This window comes from Paraburkholderia terricola (assembly GCF_003330825.1).
Taxonomy (GTDB): domain Bacteria; phylum Pseudomonadota; class Gammaproteobacteria; order Burkholderiales; family Burkholderiaceae; genus Paraburkholderia; species Paraburkholderia terricola.
Map to the genome: position 1 here is coordinate 2,546,125 of NZ_CP024941.1, position 18,305 is coordinate 2,564,429.

Below are 18,305 nucleotides of genomic sequence, written 5' to 3' on the forward strand. Positions count from 1 at the left end.
TATCCTTTATTGGTAGTAGCCGGGGCCGCGTACATGCGCGTGGTTCGGGCTGATCCAGTCGGCAGGCGTTGCCACTGCTGCGCGGTCGCGGTTGTTGATCAGGATGTCGCGCACGTGGCGGTAACGGTGCACGCCCAGCTCCAGTGCTAGCGCACAGGCGGCTTCGAGACGTTCGCGGCCATAGCGACGTGAGAGCGAGAGCAATCCGAGGCACGCCCGATAGCCGTGTTCCGGATGGCGTTGCTCCTGCAGCAGCCGGGTAACAAGCACGCCGGTTGCCGCGCCGACCTGCTGTCCCCAATGAATCAGCCGCTGCGGCGTCCATTCCAGATGAGCGCGGTGCGCCGCCGGCATGTGCTCGACGACGGTGGTGTAGCCGCCTGCGCGCTCGTTGCGTGCGTGGCTGGCGACACGGCGACCGCGATGCAGCAGTTCGACAGCGCCCGCCGTGATGCGCGCATCGAGCTTGAGACCGACCAGCGCGTGCGGCACGCTGTAGCGGTGTTTGTTGATCTCGACGTGATAGTCGATGTGAACCGTCACTGTCTTGAAGCGCGCGAGCTCATAGGGCTGTGCCGGCAGCGGCTGCAGTGCCGGCGCGTCCAGCTGGGCGAATGCGCTGGCGCGACATCCCGGCAGCTTCTGGAACGGCCTCTCATTCAGGTTCTTGAGCAGCGGGCGGATCGCCTCATTGACCGAGTGGACCGACTCAAACCGGTGATGACGCAGGCGCGCCATGATCCAGCGTTCGACGACCTGGACCGCAACCTCTACCTTCGGTTTGTCCTGCGGACGATATACACGTGCAGGAAGGAATGACGTGCCGTAGTGACGCGCAAAGTCCAGCACGGTGTCGCCGGCGCGAGGTTCATAGCGATCGGGATCGGCAATCATCGCGCGCGGGTTATCCGGCACGATCAGCTGCGGCACGCCGCCATAGAAGGTCAGCGCACGTGCGATGCCGCCCAGCCAGTCCTCCATCGTTTCGGCTGGCGTCGCGCATGCGAACGTGTAACTCGATGCGCCCATGGCTGCCACGAAGATGTGCGCGCGGCGTCCAGTCGTCAGCGGCAACGTGGGGCCGGCGAAGTCGACAAACAGTTTCTCGCCGGCGCGGTGAATCTGACGCATCGAGCGCTTCAGGCGTTTCGTGAACGCCTTGTAGTGCTCGCAGAACTGCGTATAGCGGTAGGTCTGCCGGTCCGCGAACTCGGCCTGGTACTCCTCCCACAGCAACGTCAGCGTCATGCCCTTGCGACGCAGCTCCTGGTGGATGCGTCCGTAGTCGGGCTGGGCGTAGCCTGCTGGCCCCGTGGGCTTGCCGAGGAGCCGCCGCTCAAGGTCGCCTTCATCCATATCGCAGGCGCTTGCCCAGTCCAGCCCGGCGGCACCGGCCAGTCCTATGTACTTCGTGACCACGCCCTTGGATATACCCAGTGACGCGGCGATCCGATCGTGTGAGAAGCCGCCGTCGAATTTAAGTCGTAAAACGTCCTTGATCATGCGCATGTTCATCCGGTGCGCGGGCATGCTCTCTCCGGCAAAAGCCGGCGAGCATAGCCCGCGTAGTTGATGTCATGCGCAACGCCAATCCTGCCTTCCAGTCCGCTCGGTCACGTTCCCGAAATGACCGGTCACGTTGCCGAAATCGCCGGTCACCATCCCGAAACGGCCGGTCACGTTCGTCCGAAATACGCACCCGCCGCGATCGAAAAGATAGGTCGAATCCGAGCACGGAGCGCAGGTTCAGCCGCGTAAGAAGTGTGTGTTGCCCTATGCCCGACATTCAAGCCAGCACGTCAAGGCGGACTTTTTCGTGTCTGCGAGACATCTTGACAGCGATCGCTGATTCGATCGATAGCCATATCATCAACTGCGCCTAGGTATTGGGCTTTTTTCTATCTCACAACTTACGCATCATCTGCTTATCGTAACGAAGGTAAAGGGTGAGGCGGTTCGACGCGTCTGCGACATCCTGTTGATGCCACAAAGCGATGCCCAGAAAGAGTCACACAGCGAAGAAGAAGGGTTCGTAACGGGAAAGGTGAAGATCCAAACGCTGCCGGCCGAAGACGTAGACGCGCAAGGAACGGAAATAACGTTGCTTGATATTCGGGGGTTTGTGCGGGAAAGCCTTCAATCCACCGCATTGTGGGCGGCCATCGAGGGAGACCCCACAGAGGCCACCGATACTGAAGAAAATCAGGGCGCGAAGTTGTTGGCTGAATTGAGCGGGGAAGCTGCCCCGGACGATTTTTACGATCGGCCACCTGTGCCATCTTTCCACATCGGCCGCATAAGTCGGGAAGATGGAGAATTGCTCGCCGTCCAGCCGTCACTTCCTTGGATCCCTGACGATAGCCCAAAAGAGAAATTCGAGAAGTTGGTTTTGGGTGTCACCGCGCTAGCCAAAGCTACGACCGAGCGTATTCGACTGAATGAAGTCCTAGACACGTATCTGCGAACGATTTGGACGCTCAGTCTGTCAGTGCCGCTCTCTTACGTTGGAAAGCATCCCTTCGATCTCACGGGCGATGATATAACGTCGTCGTTCACTTTGAGCAACAAGACCGTAAGACCGAAAGTTCAGTCGCTGGAACTGACAGCTCAGCAAACTATTCGCGGAAAGACTGCCTTGACGGCACCAACCGATCCGGAGCCGCTGCCGTTTGAAGTCATAGTAGACGGACTTTCGCTTGCCCGCCCCTTGCGCTTTGGCGATGCCGCCGGGACTGTCGACGGAGTGCGTCCCCTTATATTCGTCGGAAAGATAAAGTCCGATATGGCGAGTTTGCCTAACGAATATAGCGGCGGACCACTTGAATTCGAAGCATATTTTTACTGGCAGCAAAGCGTCGTGCCCGTGGATCATAATGGCATTATGGTTCGAATTAATGGTGCAAGCGGAATTCTGTTTGATGAACATTTCCTAAAATATCAAATCTCCGAACAAAATCGTCTTCGGCAGATCACTGCAGAGATCTTCGTTCACCGGGGGCTGGATGCCGCATTGAACATCGACCGTGAGTCGTTCAATATTGCTCACCCTCATTATCAATTTCTGAAAAAATGGGTGCACCACTCGCTTCGGCAGTTGATTACACGTCAGAAATCGCTGACTGCAACCGCAAGCGGCGAGAGAATGCAGGGCAATCTGTCCGCCGCGTTAGATGAAATTCGCGGCATTGTGGTATCTGGGGTTCCACAGTCGCAGCAAGCCCGAAAGATCGAGTTTTCCTCTGCGCCGCCTCTGATCAGGCAAGCAGAAGGCGGCTTGGTATTCGATCGGGCCACTGTATTCAGTCCGCGAAAGGATAAAAAAGCAATCACGAAGTCGGACAAATTGCGAGAAGAGCTTCTCGAGCAACAGATAAAAGCCGTTGCAACAGTTTTGGCTGATTTTAAGGTGTTCGAATCGATGGATGATGCCACTCGCGACGAACTGCTAAAGAAAATTGTTGCTATCTTCTCGGTTGATTTCAAGAAATGAACGATTTCAATGCTGATTTTGGCGATCCAGACGATAGTTTTGAAAAAGGGATTGCCCCGACATCGACGGATCACGTTAACTTCGAGGTTCGGACGAAGTTTTTGCCTTGGCATAAACCCCGCAAACAATGGGTACGTAGTAAGCAATGGGCCGACAGTATTGGGAGGCTCATTGACAACTTGGACCTCGTCGCATCACAAAGACCGGTTCGATATTTGAGCTTGCCGGGGCCTGATCTTCTGGATGTTCGATCGATTCAGCCGGTGTGCGAGGCAAAGAACGTACCGCTGCAATTTCTCGGGCTCAACAGCGGCGACGACAATCCCGAAATTGGCCTTGAAGCCGCACTTTTGAACCGGGTCCGGTCTCTTCCTTTCATCCATCCCGCGTCGGACGTGGTAAAGGATCGTCTTGAACAGCTTGCAGTGAACAAGTCTGTAGCTTATGCGCGCGTGATTTCTGCCCAAAGATCCTTTGACGTCGTTAACATCGATCTGTGTGGTTCATTCGCCGAGGGTCCGACCGGCGTGAAAGGCGGGAACATCGTTAACGCCCTTTTCTCCCTCTTGCATCACCAAGCAAACCATCGTCAAGATGATTGGTTATTTTTTATTACGACCCGGTCAAACAAAGACATGGTTGACCCCCAAACTATGGTCCGACTGGTCGATGCCGTGAACGAGATCTTGGATGAAAGGCCGGAGCTGAAAGAAGAATTGCTCACGTCTGGTATTGTCAGGGAAAGTGACCTCACAGATGGACGCATCGATATCGAAAAGCTTTCCACCAGTTCGTATTCGAACTCGTTTGCGCTCGGGCTGAGCAACTGGGTGATACATTCGTTGCTTCGCGCTGAGCGCGCGTGGCAGGCCGATATGCTTCCGCATTACGAGTACCACGTTTTGCTCGACGATCCGTCTTGCGACATGCTGTCGTTAGGGTTTTATTGCAAGCGTGTCAGGGTTCCGCATACCGACGAGTTTGGACTCGCGCCCGTGGACGACAACATCCCAGAACCGCAACCGGACGCGATTAAGCTCCGCGCGAGAAGACTGATTCAGCGTCGAATCGCCGAACGACAGGATCTGGATCGGAAGCTCTACCAAGAACCAGATCTATATAAAGAATGTTTAGATACCTCCGCCAGTCTATTAGGTAGCTCCAGCTACGACGAAGCGAAATACAGAGAGTGGGCAACCGACGAAGAAACTAAGCTGGTCGCATTTATGCAGGCGGTCGGAATCGTCGAGCGAGTAGATTGACTCGCGTTTCTGGGAAACGCGGTTTTCCTAATCAGCATTGCTGGTGCCCGGTTGCATTCGCCAGTCGGGTGCCTGAATTTCGCGCTGCCGCGCCACGGCGGCAACGTTCCCTAATCGGTGAACGGCAGTGCTTCGGATTTCCGCGGCGCGCGCTTTGGTATAGGTAGTTCCGGTGGGACATTTCGAGCCGTGTTCGGTACGTGTGCCCGCACGTCACGTCATCGCATTTAAAGTCAATCTCCCAATGGGACAATTCTTCGAGCGCGAGACCGAGACGCTTATATTGGCCGGCGTCGCAATGTCTGGCGTGGTGCTTTCCACTACCACCCAAGCGCTCGCCATCGACTAGCTGGGCTTTTACAATGCGCACCGGCTACATTCGACGCTCGATTACGTCGCCCATAGATGTCCAGAAAAACCGGGCCGCCACACGGCGTGGTGAGGCGGCCTATTCGCTCAGGTCTGGATTCGCGAAACAGGGGAAAGACACAACTGTCTAACCGTCCGTGAAGCCGGGTCAACCCGTTCATCATAGATCCATAACGGTAACCTCGATGGAAAAATTGTCATCCCCGGAAGTCTCATATGACGACGGGCCGGCGGTAATCACATTCTCGGCGCCAGAAAAAACACCGGACCACATGTTACCGTTGCCTATATACGGCTTTTTCAGGTGTACATGGAATATGCCGCTTTCTGTTCCCGACACCTTCCAGTAAAAATTTCCCTCACACCCCGTCATCCACCCGTCAGATTGGATAGAGAAAGTTCGTGATTCTTGTGGCGCCACGTCTTGCGGGCCATAGTCAGGAGTTACTTCTCCATGCTCCAGCTTTTGGGACGACGAATCGTAGGTCAGCCAGTAACGTGATACGTTATTTACCGTGCATTCCGCGATTGCTGAAGCGTCTTTGTCATGGGTATGCGTGTCTTGACTCATCGTCATCTCCCGAAAATTGCTCTAAAGGGTACCGTGCGGAATGGCATTCTTCCGATGCAAATCGCGCAGTACGCCGTGGCCGTTTGAAGTGTTTCACCGAACGCTGTCACGCAAGTTTGCGACGGCGGCGAGGGCAAATAGTAGTAGCCGTTTGGACGCGAGCAAACCTATCAATGCTGATAGGGTACGCCCTCCGAAGTACAAGTTTTTCTCTTCGCGGTCACTCAGACTAGCCCGGAAACCTCCGCCGGCGGTTACCTAGGAGCCTTCGATGGCGGGGCGAGATCTCGCGCTGCGACCAAACGAGCATCTGTCAACGCTCCGGATCGCGATGCGGTTCTGAAAATGGTAAATTCATACGAAAACCACACCTAGAGAGAGCATATGGCCCGAGCCATGATCTGCGTCGGCGATACGACGACACATGGCGGACGCGTGCTGGAGGGTACCGCGACCGCCACCATAGACGGGAAACCGATCGCTAGCGTCGGGCACAAGGTACTTTGCCCGCAGTGCAAGGGGATCTTTCCGATCCTGCCCGCCACCGGGCGGAAGTACCCGCACAACTTCGGTGGACGCGAAACCGCCATTGAAGGCATGAAAACCGCGTGCGGCGCGACGCTGATCGCCTCGCAGTCGGCCGCCACGTTCGACGACGTCGGAGCCGACGAAGCAACGACCGGCGGTGCAGTAGCCGCGGCCGCTGCAGCGTTGGCCCCTTCGCCTACGCTCTGCCTCGAATGCCTGAAGTCTGCGGCCGGAAATGCTGCAACGATGATCGCGCGCGGGTGAAACCATGGCCGGCAATTCGATCGAGGCGCTTTTCTCCGAGCGCCAACAGCAATTGACCATGCGGGTGCACCTGTACACCCTTGTCGACGGCCTGCTCTACGCTGACGCGGCCAATGGATCGTCGCCCCAACGATTACGGTCGGCCGTAGCTGTGTTTGATAACACGCCAGACGCGTCGCTTGCCGACGCCGGGCCTTGGTTGATCGACTACGAAAGAGCATCCGGCAACATACGCCGAGTACTTTCCGCAATGGCCAGCAGCTCCGCGGGCGTGTCCTGGCTGATCAGTGGATATCCAATTGAACCGCTCGCCGACGAGCTACGCAGCCGCCTCGACGTACGCTTGCCGGATGGGCGCACGGCCCTCCTCCGATTCTACGATGCCCGCATCATGGCCGACGTGGCATCGCTGATGGAATTCACGCAACGCATGCAGTTCTTCGTCCCGACATTCGACTGGCTCGTCGAAGTAAATGGAAAACTGAAGGGAGTGCACCCGCATGCTTGAGCTGACAAGCGAACAGGTCGCGGGCCTTGCCGAGATCGACGCGCGCGGATACGTCGAGCGTGTGAGGCAGGATCTCATCAAAGCAGATCCGAAATTTGCCGACGACACGACCTTGCCGACGCGTCTCTGGAACGCGTACATCGCCGCGCGACAGCTCGGCATCCACGCCGACGAAAACGTCGAGGCGTTTTTGCGAATCGAAGCGTACGCGCCGAACTTCTACGCGAAGCCAGCCACGCGAGCGTGGCTCACGCGGCCCGGCCGATCACCAGACGAACGGTTTCACGATTACTTTCGCGTCATAAAGTGGCGCGTCCAACATCCGGAATACAACGGGGGGCTTGAGAATGGCAGCAGCACTTCCACTACTGGAGGGGGTATTGGCGGAGCTTGGACCGGTCTTGGTGCGAGCTGGCGCCGCCTTGTTGGGCGGCGTCGGACTGGCGGGGACAGCGAGCCTGTCCAGTGACACGCCGAAGGACGAGAGCAAGGCAAAGACCGACGCCAAGGCCGTGCCACGTACCGGCGAGAAGTGTAAGAAGTGCCCTCCGGAGGAAACTGGTAAAGCGGAGAACAAGAAGCACCATATGTCCAACCATTCTCGCGAGTATCAAGGTCGCATCTCGGGACGGCCGTACAGCAACGAGGGGGGATGGAACGAAGAATGGTTGTTCGGAGGCGTTTATTTCGACGGCTTTCTGCCAGCAGACTGCATGCTCCAAGAAGCCAAGTCACGGTATGCCAGATTCCTTCAGCGCGATGACGACGGCGAACTTGAACCCGCCGATTGGTTCAAAGGCTGGCCCACGACCATCTCAGACATTTCGCGGCAGGCCGACGCGATCAAGCCGTTCCCGCCAACGCGATTGACGTGGTACTTTGAAGAACCTGAGCCGCGAGAATACCTGCTCAAAGAGTTGATGCGAAACTCGGTCCTATCCGTCGTACAACCATAACCCGAGATCAAGATGGACTTCAGCCTTCAGTTCAGGGACCCCTCACTTGCTCCGACAGACTTCGAAGAGATCCTGTCGCGCATACACTTCGTCACGTCCACGATGGGTGCAATCGAACCAAACCTGGGGAAATGGTTTGCTCAAGGCGATACCGTAGCCGAAGCACTACTCTATCCGGCGTTCGAAGACGCCAAACCGTCGACTGCCCTCCTCGCAGTCCTAAAGCATGAGTTTTCAGCCGATCCGTCGCGCACTTTCGTGGCGCTGTGGAATGGGAATCAGAACAAGGGGCAAGGCGCGTCTCTCGCGTGCCATGTCGGCGAGAATGTCGGCCCGAACTCGTTCGATGCAAAAATCTCGGACGCTACGGTGCTCACGGACATTGCATCAGTTCAGCAAATTGTGAAAGCCACGGTCGCGGCATTCAACCCCGCTTACGTTTCTGTCTCCCCAAGGAGCTACGTCACTAAGCAGGTATTCGACGACAAGCCGGGAGTCGGGTGGATGATCTATTTGCCGAAGGTCATCACGCAACAGCACGTGCCAGAAGCCCGCGATCTCATCCCGGTTCCGGGGGCAGGAAAACTGCAGACCGGCACCATCATCGTCAGCACCGTAGACGCTCCTTTCTCGATGAAGAACCCCGAGCACATCGAGACGGCAAATCGCATCGAGATCCGACTCGTCGAGCAAGATCTCCTTCCCGCCTTCAAGGATCTGTAAGCGCGATGCCGGCGCGATAGTCCGCGTCGGCATCGTCGGTTAGAACAGTCCCACGGGCTGCGCCGCGTCATCCCAACTGAAGATAATCAGTTCCTTGCGAGCGGCCGCCCGCTCACCGCCGCCTCCGACGGTGTATTTGATATCCACCGTCTCAATGTGGAAACCTTCGAACGCATGCCGGATCGCCGGATGATCGTTAAGGCTCACGATCGCGCGGCCTTTGATCGAACGCAGCCGCGTCGCCATTTTCTCGTACTCGGCAAACGGGAAGGAGACGCCATATCCCTCGGTTTCGTAATACGGCGGATCGAGATAGAACAACGTGTGCGGCCGGTCGTACCGCTCGATGCACTCCGCCCAGTCGAGCCGTTCAATGAAGGTATTCGCGAGGCGCAGGTGTGCCGCGGACAGTTCTTCCTCGATGCGCAGCAGGTTCAGGCCGGGCGGCGTTGTTGTCGCTGTGCCGAACGTCTGCCCCTCCAGCTTGCCGCCAAAGCAGTTTTTTTGCAGGTAGTAGAAGCGGGCTGCGCGCTGGATATCGGTGAGCGTTTCCGGGATCGTATGCTTGAGCCACTCGAACACCTGGCGGCTCGTGAGCGCCCACTTGAACTGGCGCACAAATTCCTCGAGATGATGCTGCACGACGCGGTACAGGTTCACCAGTTCGCCGTTCACGTCGTTGATCACCTCGACCTTTGCAGGTGGCCGCATGAAATACAGTGCGGCGCCGCCTGCGAAGACTTCGACGTAGCACTCATGTGCCGGAAAGCGCGGAATGATGTGATCAGCCAGACGGCGCTTGCCGCCGATCCAGGGAACGATAGGGGTTGCCATATTTGGAATTGCCTTTTGTTTTTCAGTTAGAATTCGGCCCGCCTACCGGTAGGTGTCAGGGCCTCGGCTAATTCACTGGCTGGTTCAGTGGAAAGGCGACCGGGGGGCGTGTTACAGCACGCCCTCCGGTCGCCCTGTCTTTTCCCGCGCACGGAAGTGCGGTCAAAGTAACTTTCTAATGCCGGCTTCAGCCACCTGCCGGCGCCTGGGCGACAGGCGAGCGGTCTGGTGACGTTGCCTGCATAACAACGGTATCCGGCGACACCGCAAACTGCGTGATCGCCGCAGCCTGCCTGTCCGCGCGCGACGACGAGCCGAAGAAATACTCTTTCGAGCCGAGCACCATCGCAATCAGAATCCCGAACAGCGTATCGAGCGCGCGCGTCACGCCGTCGTCGAGCCGGATCTGTCTGGCCGCCAGCAGGAACTCGAGACCAATCACCGCAAAGAGCGCGACCGTATACATGTAGGCGAGATTTCGCGCCGTATGGTCGTGCTCCGCCGCCGCAAAATTGCGTGCACTCGCGCGATCGTCGGCCGCGACCCTGTCGGCCTGCACCTGGATGCCGGCCATGTTCTCCGCATGCGTGAACCCCGCCTGGCGCATCTTCAATGCGAAATCGTCGTCGGCCTGCTTCAGCGCGAGCAGCTGCTCGGGCGTCATCTGCTGGCCGGTCAGTGCGGACGTAACCGCGTCAACTGAACCATCGGTGAGACCGAGCTTGCCGGCGATCGCCGAGGCGGCCATCGCAGCAATGCCCGGCACCCCGCCCGTTAATGCCGTAACGAGCCACGGCGCAACCGTTTTCAGGACATCCATCATGCGCTCACCCCCAGTGCACGGTTGAGCTGCCAGCCGTATTCGAACGTTTCGTTCTCGACGCGCTTTTCGGCACACTCGATGTAATAGACCGACTGCTGGGCGGTCACCATACCGAGCAGCACCCGATGACCGTCCGCACCGCGCGCAGCGAGAAGCGCCTTCAGCGCCGCGATCGTCATCGCGCCCATGCCGCCGTCGACGGCGATATCGGCAAACGCGCGCTGGTTCTGGTTCAGCACATTCAGCGCACGCTGCAGGAAGCGCACGCCCGTCGCCGGCCCGGCGTTCACGCCGATGTCGAACAGCTTCTCCGCGAGCACCGGCGAGACCGCGTCGACCAGGTCGAACTTCGGCTGCTGCCAGTAGCGGCTGCGATAGATCTGCGCGGCGGTCGCGCGCGGCATGTCGCGCATCGCGCCGGTGTAGCCGGATGCGCGTGCGACCGCAGCGGTGACTCCCCACATCGTCTCGCCGCCCGCGTCGGCCGCATTGTTCGAGTAGCCGCCCTCGCGGCCGATCAGCGCATCGATTTTTTCGTCAAGTGTCATTGCTTCGTTCCCTGTCGGGTTTCTCTCGTCATGGTCTGCTCCAGCACCTCGAGGCGCTGCTGCTGCAACCGGTTGAGGATGTCGCCCTCGTTGATATGGGTGAACACCCACACGATCGAGCCCACGAGGAAGGTCTGGACGATGCCGAGCACAATCCCGAGCACCCACATCGCGCCCCTCGCCGTGTTCTTCATCGCGGCCACCCGGTCGTCGACGTCGCCGATCTGCGCCTCGAGCGCATCGCGTTCCTTCTTCCCCTCGTCGACACGCGCCCACAGCAGCTCGATGTCCTTGCGCGCGTTCTGGTTGTGAATCGACATCTGCGCGAGCGCACGGTCGAGCGCGGCGACCGGCTGCACCGATGTCTTGATGTCTTCAAGGCTTGCCGCGACGCTGCGCAGCTGCTCGCCGAAACGTGCGATCTGCACCGCCAGATCGTTGTTGTGCTGTTCACCCATCGGGCCGTCCGTTCCATAAAAAAACCGCCTCGCGTCCCCTATGCGGGCGCGGGCGGTCTGTGGTGATGCTGATGGTTATCTTCTGCCGGTCGCGTCAGTGCGGCGGCGCCGGCACCACGAGACTGATCTTCCTGCCCTTCTTTTTCCCGTGCCCGACTTTCGCCTTGCCTTTGTTGCCGGCGTTCAGCTCAACCTGCGTTTCCCAGCTGCGCCCCGCATAGGTGTTCGTCACCGACTCGATCAGGAAGTCGCCGTCCGCTTCCTTCTTGAAGCCCTTGAGGGTCACCGTCTTCTCGGCCGCGAAATCGGCCCGGCCGGTCATCGTCATCGTGCTTTTGGCGGTGTGGTGATTCAGCTTCTGAAGACGGGCGTTCGCCGCGGCTTTCGCGGCCTCCGGGCTCGCGAACGCGTGCCGCTCGGTGTGCACCGCAGAGGCGCCGGGCGGCGCATCGGGATTCGGGATCGTCAGATCGATCTTCTTTCCGGTCTTCGCGTCGTGCACCTTCGTGCGCACCGCGACGAAGCTCGCGCGATCGGGAAACGTGATCTCGTAATCGAGCAGCATGTCGGGCGTCAGCGTGATCGTGGGCAGCGGCTTGCCGCTCACGCTCCGGCCGGCACCGCGACCGGCCACGATCAGCCTGCCCGCCTTTACCGTCGCTGTTGCGCCGTGCTGCCGCGCGAGCCGCGTGATGAAGTGCAGGTCGCTCTCGCCGAACTGGTCGGCACGCGGCACCGGCGCGTCGACGCTGCATGCGGCCGTCCACCGGTTGCGGCGCGCGACGTCGCCGACGATGTCCGCGAGCTTCGCGTTCTCCCAGCTGCCGTACCGGTGCGTCTTGGCAGTCGCCCGCATGTTCGCGGGCTTGCCGCGGATCACGACGGATGAAGGCGGCCCCTTCAGCGCAATCTCGTCGACCGCGTATTCACCGAGGAACGACAGCCCTCTGCCGCTCCAGCCAAGCGAGATCTTCAATGTGGCGCCCTTGGGCGGAAACTGGATCCTGCCGTCGCGATCGTCGAGCTCGATCTCGCACTCGTCGGACTCGAGCCCCGGCCTGTCCACCGTGCGGATGCGCAGCACGCGATCCTGGATCACGCGCGTGATGTCGTCGCCGTTCGCGACGATCTGGAAAATGGCCTGCATAAGTCTTCCCTATGTCCAGAGCTGGACCGGTTCATCGCGCTGCACGTCGAGATCGGGCAGCGTGATGAGGATGCCTGCGGCAAACGGCTGCGTGCGTGCGGCGAGCCCCGGATTCGCTTCGTACACCGCCTCGACCACGCCCGCGAGCGACCCGTAGAACGCGTAGCAGAGCTCGTCGAGCACATCGCCGTCAGAGGTTCTTATAGTCTTCGCCATAGCGGCCGAACTCCAGGCTGAAGGTCTGTTTGCGCGGGGCGCCGTCCGACATCAGCGCCTCCTGCTCCTCGTCGACGCCCTGCAGATACCAGCGGCCGAGCACCTCGCCGTAGCCGGTCGTGAGCTGCACCGGCACCATCCGGTCGCCGATTGCGCGCAGCGCATCGATCTGCCTGGCTCCGGGACCGGAGGCGGCAAACACCACACCCGAGAGCGTGATCGTCTCGCCGCCCTGGCTGACCGCCTGCAGCGCCTCCTGCCGGTTCAGACGCTCCTGCGACGCGACCTTGTATTTGGTGGTGCGCCGCAGCCTGTCGAACGCTGCGGTCGACAGGTTGAAGTGGAACGTATCCCCCGCATCGGACGTGAGCGTCATCAGGTGGGGCGTGGCGCCCGAGGCGCCGCCGAGCAGGCCCGACAGCAGCGCCCCGGCGCCCGTCGACGTCGCAAGCGATGCAGGCGATGGAGCTTCCTTAATGCCGGCCCATGCATTGAACTTCGTGCGCACGTCGCCGAGCGCCGTGTTCACCGAGTCGGCCGCCGACTTCACCAGCGGATGATTCGATGCTGTGGCGATCCTGAGCACGCTGCTGACCGACGACTGCACGGCATTGAAGCTGCGCACTACCGTGCCGACCTTGGGATCCAGATCGCCCGCTACCGACAGCGCACTGCCCGCGCCCGATAACAGTTCGGCGGCGCTTGTCAGATTGCCGGTGGCGAGCTTCTGCAGCACCGCCGCCGTGTTCGCACTTGCAGCGCGGTTGCGTTCATAGACGCGGCTCATGTTGCGCACGCGTTCGGTCGCGATGCTCGCCTGTGTCGCCGCCTGCGTGATCTGTCTTGTGAAATCCATACCGCCTCCTACAGATGAGGGCTATCGAACATCGCCGAGCGGTTGTTCTTCGCCAGTTCGTCTTTCATCAGGCGCTGCAGTTGCGGCGACACCTTCGCGAGGAAGCGATCCGCGGCGTCGCTGCCCGGCTCGCCCTGGAACGTGACGTGAAAGACCGGCGCGAAGGTGTTCTGCTGGTCGATCTTGGCGACGGGCTTCTCCGACCCCGGCGCCCTCTCAAGCGCTTTCGCTTTCGCGAGCGCTTCGGCTACCGCCGGCGGCTGACCGTCGTTGCGCGAAGCGTTATACGAAAGCGCCAGCTTCGCGACCGCCCCGAGCGCTTTCTCACCCGCGAACGTTCCCAGCGCTCCGCCGGCGAGGCCGCCGACCGCCGCGCCGACCGGCCCGCCGAATGCACCGATCATCGCGCCGACCTTCGCGCCCAGCACGCCCCCGGCCAGACTGCCGGCGATGCCCGCGAAGCCCTGTGCCTTCGCAGCCCGCGTGTCGTCGCCGGTCGCCACGGCGTACGCATTGTTTGCGGCCAGCCCGAGCTTGAGCACCGTACCCGCCATAGCCAGCTTGCCGGCATAGGGCAAAACGCGGGGCATCACGCGACCGAGCACGCCACGCGCGGCGCCGAACACGCGGGCAAAACGCCCGCCTTTGGACGCAGCGCTGCCGACGGATCCGCCTTTTCCCGCCGCAGTCAGTTCGTCGGCAACCGCGCCCGCAGCGCTACCGAACCCGCCACCACCGGACATGTTGACGACAAAGACACGCTGCACGCCGGCCGACGCCGCGGCGCCACGGAGCGCCTCGATCGCACGGCCAACGGGACCCGATCCGCTACCGCCCCCTCCACCACGTGCGCCGCCTCGCGCGACGAGAATCGACCCGCGCGCAAGGTCGAGCGCACCACGACCGATCTGGAAAAGTGACTTTGCGCCGCGATAGGCGATCAGGCCGGCCGCGACACCCGCGACCGCCATTGTGGTTTTGGGCGCGGCATCAGTGATCTTCGTGAGCCCCTCGCCCGCCGTCTTCGCCGCATGCCCGACCGCGTCAGTCACGGGCCGCAACGCATCGCCGATGCTGCGCATCGCATCGTTCCACTGCTGGCCGACCTCGCTCCAGACCTGCTTCGACGCATCGCGCCGGTCAGCGAGATCTTTCGCGATCTCGCCGCTTGCCTGCGCCGACTCCTTCTTGAGCTTCTGGTACAGGTCCGCGTTCTGGAGGTACGCGGTGAGCGCCGCCTTCACCTGCATGTCGTTGAAGAGGTCGCCCGTCTTCATCGTGTCTTCGAACGCGGCAATCTGCGCGCGGCGTTTATCCGGATCGGCTTCGCCGTTTATGCGCGTTGCGGCGTCGGCAAGCTGCTTCGCCTTCGCGGGATCGGTACGCTCGATATACGCGCGCGCGAGAACGAAGGAAGCCTCGAGCGTCGACCAGCCCTTGCCGATCGCTTCACGCATTTTGGCTTCGTAGTCGACGCCGGCCTTTTTGTAGTTGTTCGCGGTTTCATTGGATCCGATTTTGGAGAACCAGTTTTTGAGGTTGTTAGCCGCTTCGTCCGCGGTGCCGGCCGTCTTCATCTGCACCTGCAGCATCGCGCCCAGCTGCGTGACCGAGTCCTGCCCGGTGATGCCGATCTTCTGCATTTCGGCGAGCAGCACCGGAAACCAGCGGGCCATGTCCGCCGACTCGAACGAGCCTTCCTTGCCGAGAAACGCGATCGCCTCGAACGCCCTGGCCATCTGCTTCGGGGCGGTGATCTTCGCGTTCTGCTGCAGCGACTGGATCATCCGCGCGGTCTCAACCGTGGTCGCCCCCTGACCGATCGCGAACTTCGCGGCAAGGGGCGCAAAGTCGAGCGCACGGCTCACGTCCATGCCGCCCGCGACCATCTGGTTGACCGCGTCGGCGAGCTCATTGCGGCCGATGCCGTTATCACGCGCGTCGCGGCGGATGCGCTCGCCCATCGACGCTTCCTGCGCGGTGCGGGCAATCCCCGCCTTGATCGCGATGTCGCGGATGATCGCCTGATAGTCCGCCGAGATCGTGGCCGGCACCGCGACGGCGGCCGAGAATTTCACGGCGTCGCCGATCGCGCCACGCGCGCCCTCACGGCCGGCGGCGATGCGCTCCTGGCCCGTTGCCTTCAGCTCCAGTCCGCGCACCGTGCGACCCAGGCGCGTATACGCCCGGTCGAGCCGGTCGACCTCGATGCCGTTCTCGCGCAGCGTGCGCAGGTTCGACTCGATCCTGCGGCGGATGCCGTCGGCTGCGCGGTCGCCCGCCGCGTGCAGCCGGCGGAACTCGTCCTGCAGTTTCACCGTCTCGCCGATCGTGCGCTGCCACAGCCGCGTTTCGTTGGCGGTCTTGCGCAGGCTGACGATCCGCGAGCTGGTTTCGGTGATCGCGCGACCGAATGTCGCCGAGACGGCGCCGCCAATCACGATCCCGAGTGCAATGTCGCTTGCCATTACATTCCTCCATCAGATTCCCCCATCACATTCCCCCTCTGGTTTCCCCGCTAGTCGGTGAGCCACCAGATCACCTCGTCGAGCGTCATCGCGTCGATCGAGGCGGGTTGCACGCCGTGCTCCTTAAGCAGCCGCTTTGCCAGCGCCTTGAGCGTTTTCTGGCTGATGCGTGCCAGCGGATGTGAGGCGAAAGTAGGCATCCTGGACGCGGTGATAATCACCGAGATCCATGCCCTCCAGGTCGTTCGGCGACACGCCCGCGAGCGCCGCGAAAATCGCCAGTTCCTGCCCTTCCTCGTCGCCGGGCGCGATCTTCTGCGCGGCGCGCATGTCGCGCACCTTCGGGCGCCGCAGCGTCAGGGTGTCACGCACGACGCCGTCGAATGCCACCGGATAGTTCAGCTTCACGGTGACGCTTTCGATGCGATCGACTACGTCATTGCCAACATTGCTTTGCACATTGCTGTCCATCTGTCCCGCCTCAAATAGAAACGGCGAGCCGTGCGGCCCGCCGTTCAGATTAAAAAGTCACTTTGCCGCGAAGGCTGTATGCCGTTACATGCCGATCGCCTTGCGGATCTCGGCGAGCTGGTCGACGCCGTCGATGATGCGCACCATGCCGAGCACATCGATCTCGTGCACGACCGCGCCGTCGATCTCCAGCTTGTAATAGGTCAGCGATACCGTGAATTTGGCGTCGACCTTCTCGCCCGGCTTCCAGTCGCCACCATCGACCTCGGAGAGCATCCCGCGAAACGTCGCGGCGACGGCCTTGGTCGCGCCCTTGATGTCGCGGAACGCACCGCGAAACACGCCGTTAAATGCGGTCGCATCGGCAAGACCGAAGAACTTCAGCACGTCGCGCTCCATCGTCGACATCTGGAACGCGGCCTCGAGCGCCTCCATGCCGAGATCGACCTTCACCGGCGCGTCCATGCCGCCGGCACGATGGTCGTCGGTCTTGATCTTGAGTTTCGGCAGCGTGCACTGCGTGGCGCGACCCGCAAAACCCTTGCCGTCGCTATACACGTTGAAGTTATAAAGTGTTTCCGGAGTCACGCATCACCTCTCAGGTGTTGATATCAGGGATTGGTATCGAGCACTTCGGTCAGCCACTGGTTGGTGACCTCGAAGCGGAAGTTGGGGTTCTCTGCCGGCGGCACGTCGGTGAAGCGGATGTTCCAGTACACCTTGCCGTCCTCGAGCTGCGTCGCGGTGTTCAGCTCCGGATCGGCATACACCTCGAAGTTGATCAGCGCACCCTGGTTCTTCAGGTCGCGCATGAACGCCTGCAAGCCTTCGGTGACGTCCTTCACATAGGTAGCGGTAATGCCGCGGTCGACCGCCCACTTGTGGCCGGCGAGCACCGCGTCCATCACGATGTCGAGCGTGCGCACGCGCGTGACGAACTTCCATTTGGCGTCGCTTGACAACGTGCGGTTACCCCACAGGCGATACCCGCCGTCGCGGATGATCGTCGCGATGCTGGCGTTATTGAGCAGGTTCGCGCGACAGGTCTCGTCGCCGTCGAGAAACTCGATCGGCCGCTTCGTCCCGGTGATGTCGGTGATTTCCTTGTTCGACGGCGACGCCCAGAACCCGATGTTCGCGTCGGTCTGGCAGAAGAGGCCCGCCGCATACGACGAAGCCGGTGCATCAACGTCAGCGTTGGCAGTCGTGTCCCACATCGTCGCACCGGGATCGACCATATAGAGCCGCTTGCTGCCGAAGTTCTGCGCGTAGGCGATCGCCGCTTCGTCGTCGGTGTTCGGTCCGTCGATGATGCCGATCGCGCGGAGTTTGCCGGCCAGCGAATCCATTGCGGTCGCGACCGCCTGCGTCGACGAGAAGCCAGGTGTCAGCAGCAGGCGCGGCTGCACGTTGTACTTCGACTTCGCGTCGAGCAGCGACTGCAGGCCGGTGCGTGCGCCGCCGGCACTCACGCCACCGATGATCGCCGAGGTGAGCGCTGCAGGCTCATTTCCGTCTGCTGCGCCGGCAGCCACACCGGTGGCGACAATCACCGCCGTACTCTGCGCATAGATCGCGCGGGCCGCTTTGGCAATCGCACTGCCTTCGCCGAACGCGGCGACCGCCTCGCGGTAGCTCGTCAACTGCACCGGCACATTCGGCGCTGCCAGATCCGCGCCGGGCGTGTAGGTATTGACCATGCCGACAATCGACGAACTCGGCACGGCGATGGTGCGCGGCCCGGTGTCGACCAGCGACACGGTCACGCCGTGGAAAAACGAGGTTGCACCCATGAATATCTCCAGGGAAACAG

The 18,305-nt window shown here is 61.0% G+C and carries 21 protein-coding genes; 7 read left to right on the forward strand and 14 right to left on the reverse strand.

Translation table 11 applies throughout. The annotated features are described in order from the left end of the window. Positions 1 to 6 precede the first annotated feature (6 nt). On the reverse strand, positions 7 to 1,530 hold the full coding sequence (gene istA / locus CUJ90_RS11240) for an IS21 family transposase (RefSeq protein ID WP_114162721.1): 1,524 nt from the start codon (positions 1,528 to 1,530) through the stop codon (positions 7 to 9). Between the two features lie 451 nt (positions 1,531 to 1,981). Between istA and CUJ90_RS11245 the strand changes: the two genes are divergently transcribed. Both CUJ90_RS11245 and CUJ90_RS11250 read left to right on the forward strand, forming a co-directional pair. Next, positions 1,982 to 3,490, forward strand: coding sequence for a hypothetical protein (locus tag CUJ90_RS11245; RefSeq protein WP_114162722.1), 1,509 nt, complete (start codon positions 1,982 to 1,984; stop codon positions 3,488 to 3,490). After that, entirely contained in the window at positions 3,487 to 4,752 is a 1,266-nt protein-coding gene (locus CUJ90_RS11250; RefSeq protein WP_152035345.1) for a PP_RS20740 family protein, read from the forward strand. The genes CUJ90_RS11245 and CUJ90_RS11250 overlap by 4 nt, the downstream gene beginning before the upstream one ends. A gap of 31 nt (positions 4,753 to 4,783) precedes the next feature. Here CUJ90_RS11250 and CUJ90_RS33745 read toward each other — a convergent pair whose 3' ends face one another. Together CUJ90_RS33745 and CUJ90_RS32360 are read right to left on the reverse strand one after the other, a co-directional pair. Next, on the reverse strand, positions 4,784 to 5,122 hold the full coding sequence (locus CUJ90_RS33745) for an ogr/Delta-like zinc finger family protein (protein ID WP_422879686.1): 339 nt from the start codon (positions 5,120 to 5,122) through the stop codon (positions 4,784 to 4,786). Positions 5,123 to 5,281: 159 nt separating this feature from the next. Further along, positions 5,282 to 5,692: a hypothetical protein gene (locus tag CUJ90_RS32360; protein WP_152035346.1), complete on the reverse strand. Its 411-nt coding sequence runs from the start codon at positions 5,690 to 5,692 to the stop codon at positions 5,282 to 5,284. A 384-nt stretch (positions 5,693 to 6,076) separates the two neighbouring features. Between CUJ90_RS32360 and CUJ90_RS11255 the strand changes: the two genes are divergently transcribed. The 5 genes from CUJ90_RS11255 to CUJ90_RS11275 are packed head-to-tail and all read left to right on the forward strand — an operon-like array spanning position 6,077 to position 8,671. Continuing rightward, complete coding sequence (locus CUJ90_RS11255; protein ID WP_114162724.1) at positions 6,077 to 6,484, forward strand: PAAR domain-containing protein; 408 nt, start codon at positions 6,077 to 6,079, stop codon at positions 6,482 to 6,484. Positions 6,485 to 6,488: 4 nt separating this feature from the next. Continuing rightward, positions 6,489 to 6,992: a DUF4123 domain-containing protein gene (locus CUJ90_RS11260; protein ID WP_114162725.1), complete on the forward strand. Its 504-nt coding sequence runs from the start codon at positions 6,489 to 6,491 to the stop codon at positions 6,990 to 6,992. Then, on the forward strand, positions 6,985 to 7,461 hold the full coding sequence (locus CUJ90_RS11265; protein ID WP_244219910.1) for a hypothetical protein: 477 nt from the start codon (positions 6,985 to 6,987) through the stop codon (positions 7,459 to 7,461). Before CUJ90_RS11260 ends, CUJ90_RS11265 begins: the two co-directional genes overlap by 8 nt. Beyond that, positions 7,415 to 7,948, forward strand: coding sequence for a restriction endonuclease fold toxin 5 domain-containing protein (locus tag CUJ90_RS11270; protein ID WP_244219911.1), 534 nt, complete (start codon positions 7,415 to 7,417; stop codon positions 7,946 to 7,948). Before CUJ90_RS11265 ends, CUJ90_RS11270 begins: the two co-directional genes overlap by 47 nt. Positions 7,949 to 7,960: 12 nt before the next feature. Beyond that, the gene (locus CUJ90_RS11275) at positions 7,961 to 8,671 is read left to right on the forward strand and encodes an immunity 52 family protein (protein WP_114162727.1); all 711 of its coding nucleotides are present in this window, start codon (positions 7,961 to 7,963) and stop codon (positions 8,669 to 8,671) included. A 39-nt stretch (positions 8,672 to 8,710) separates the two neighbouring features. Here CUJ90_RS11275 and CUJ90_RS11280 read toward each other — a convergent pair whose 3' ends face one another. The 11 genes from CUJ90_RS11280 to CUJ90_RS11330 form a co-directional block, all read right to left on the reverse strand. Further along, positions 8,711 to 9,505, reverse strand: coding sequence for a DNA adenine methylase (locus tag CUJ90_RS11280; RefSeq protein ID WP_114162728.1), 795 nt, complete (start codon positions 9,503 to 9,505; stop codon positions 8,711 to 8,713). Between the two features lie 187 nt (positions 9,506 to 9,692). After that, positions 9,693 to 10,328, reverse strand: a complete 636-nt coding sequence (locus tag CUJ90_RS11285) for a hypothetical protein (protein ID WP_244219912.1) — start codon at positions 10,326 to 10,328, stop codon at positions 9,693 to 9,695. Further along, positions 10,325 to 10,876, reverse strand: a complete 552-nt coding sequence (locus CUJ90_RS11290) for a glycoside hydrolase family 108 protein (protein ID WP_114162729.1) — start codon at positions 10,874 to 10,876, stop codon at positions 10,325 to 10,327. Before CUJ90_RS11290 ends, CUJ90_RS11285 begins: the two co-directional genes overlap by 4 nt. Next, complete coding sequence (locus tag CUJ90_RS11295) at positions 10,873 to 11,334, reverse strand: hypothetical protein (RefSeq protein ID WP_114162730.1); 462 nt, start codon at positions 11,332 to 11,334, stop codon at positions 10,873 to 10,875. Before CUJ90_RS11295 ends, CUJ90_RS11290 begins: the two co-directional genes overlap by 4 nt. Before the next feature lie 94 nt (positions 11,335 to 11,428). Further along, positions 11,429 to 12,481, reverse strand: a complete 1,053-nt coding sequence (locus tag CUJ90_RS11300; RefSeq protein ID WP_114162731.1) for a phage late control D family protein — start codon at positions 12,479 to 12,481, stop codon at positions 11,429 to 11,431. Positions 12,482 to 12,490: 9 nt separating this feature from the next. Further along, a complete protein-coding gene (locus CUJ90_RS11305) occupies positions 12,491 to 12,697 on the reverse strand; it encodes a tail protein X (protein ID WP_073432252.1) in 207 nt (68 codons plus the stop codon). Beyond that, positions 12,672 to 13,553, reverse strand: coding sequence for a phage tail protein (locus tag CUJ90_RS11310; protein ID WP_114162732.1), 882 nt, complete (start codon positions 13,551 to 13,553; stop codon positions 12,672 to 12,674). The genes CUJ90_RS11305 and CUJ90_RS11310 overlap by 26 nt, the downstream gene beginning before the upstream one ends. Before the next feature lie 8 nt (positions 13,554 to 13,561). Further along, positions 13,562 to 16,021 carry a phage tail tape measure protein gene (locus tag CUJ90_RS11315; protein ID WP_114162733.1) on the reverse strand — a complete coding sequence of 820 codons (2,460 nt, stop codon included), beginning with the start codon at positions 16,019 to 16,021 and terminating at the stop codon, positions 13,562 to 13,564. 123 nt (positions 16,022 to 16,144) lie between these two features. After that, a complete protein-coding gene (locus CUJ90_RS11320) occupies positions 16,145 to 16,492 on the reverse strand; it encodes a phage tail assembly protein (protein WP_244219913.1) in 348 nt (115 codons plus the stop codon). Positions 16,493 to 16,576: 84 nt separating this feature from the next. Beyond that, positions 16,577 to 17,080: a phage major tail tube protein gene (locus CUJ90_RS11325; protein WP_114162072.1), complete on the reverse strand. Its 504-nt coding sequence runs from the start codon at positions 17,078 to 17,080 to the stop codon at positions 16,577 to 16,579. A gap of 23 nt (positions 17,081 to 17,103) precedes the next feature. Then, complete coding sequence (locus tag CUJ90_RS11330; protein WP_114162734.1) at positions 17,104 to 18,285, reverse strand: phage tail sheath subtilisin-like domain-containing protein; 1,182 nt, start codon at positions 18,283 to 18,285, stop codon at positions 17,104 to 17,106. Positions 18,286 to 18,305 lie beyond the last annotated feature (20 nt).

Bases quoted from the DNA above. Each gene is read 5' to 3' on its own strand.
- CUJ90_RS11275 (WP_114162727.1), top strand. From the start codon at position 7,961: ATGGACTTCAGCCTTCAGTTCAGGGACCCCTCACTTGCTCCGACAGAC.
- CUJ90_RS11330 (WP_114162734.1), bottom strand. From the start codon at position 18,285: ATGGGTGCAACCTCGTTTTTCCACGGCGTGACCGTGTCGCTGGTCGAC.
- CUJ90_RS11250 (WP_152035345.1), top strand. From the start codon at position 3,487: ATGAACGATTTCAATGCTGATTTTGGCGATCCAGACGATAGTTTTGAA.
- CUJ90_RS11300 (WP_114162731.1), bottom strand. From the start codon at position 12,481: ATGCAGGCCATTTTCCAGATCGTCGCGAACGGCGACGACATCACGCGC.
- CUJ90_RS11260 (WP_114162725.1), top strand. From the start codon at position 6,489: ATGGCCGGCAATTCGATCGAGGCGCTTTTCTCCGAGCGCCAACAGCAA.
- CUJ90_RS32360 (WP_152035346.1), bottom strand. From the start codon at position 5,692: ATGAGTCAAGACACGCATACCCATGACAAAGACGCTTCAGCAATCGCG.
- CUJ90_RS11295 (WP_114162730.1), bottom strand. From the start codon at position 11,334: ATGGGTGAACAGCACAACAACGATCTGGCGGTGCAGATCGCACGTTTC.
- CUJ90_RS11245 (WP_114162722.1), top strand. From the start codon at position 1,982: ATGCCACAAAGCGATGCCCAGAAAGAGTCACACAGCGAAGAAGAAGGG.
- CUJ90_RS11320 (WP_244219913.1), bottom strand. From the start codon at position 16,492: ATGGACAGCAATGTGCAAAGCAATGTTGGCAATGACGTAGTCGATCGC.
- CUJ90_RS11265 (WP_244219910.1), top strand. From the start codon at position 6,985: ATGCTTGAGCTGACAAGCGAACAGGTCGCGGGCCTTGCCGAGATCGAC.
- CUJ90_RS11305 (WP_073432252.1), bottom strand. From the start codon at position 12,697: ATGGCGAAGACTATAAGAACCTCTGACGGCGATGTGCTCGACGAGCTC.
- CUJ90_RS11255 (WP_114162724.1), top strand. From the start codon at position 6,077: ATGGCCCGAGCCATGATCTGCGTCGGCGATACGACGACACATGGCGGA.
- CUJ90_RS11280 (WP_114162728.1), bottom strand. From the start codon at position 9,505: ATGGCAACCCCTATCGTTCCCTGGATCGGCGGCAAGCGCCGTCTGGCT.
- CUJ90_RS11290 (WP_114162729.1), bottom strand. From the start codon at position 10,876: ATGACACTTGACGAAAAAATCGATGCGCTGATCGGCCGCGAGGGCGGC.
- CUJ90_RS11310 (WP_114162732.1), bottom strand. From the start codon at position 13,553: ATGGATTTCACAAGACAGATCACGCAGGCGGCGACACAGGCGAGCATC.
- CUJ90_RS11285 (WP_244219912.1), bottom strand. From the start codon at position 10,328: ATGATGGATGTCCTGAAAACGGTTGCGCCGTGGCTCGTTACGGCATTA.
- istA (WP_114162721.1), bottom strand. From the start codon at position 1,530: ATGCCCGCGCACCGGATGAACATGCGCATGATCAAGGACGTTTTACGA.
- CUJ90_RS11315 (WP_114162733.1), bottom strand. From the start codon at position 16,021: ATGGCAAGCGACATTGCACTCGGGATCGTGATTGGCGGCGCCGTCTCG.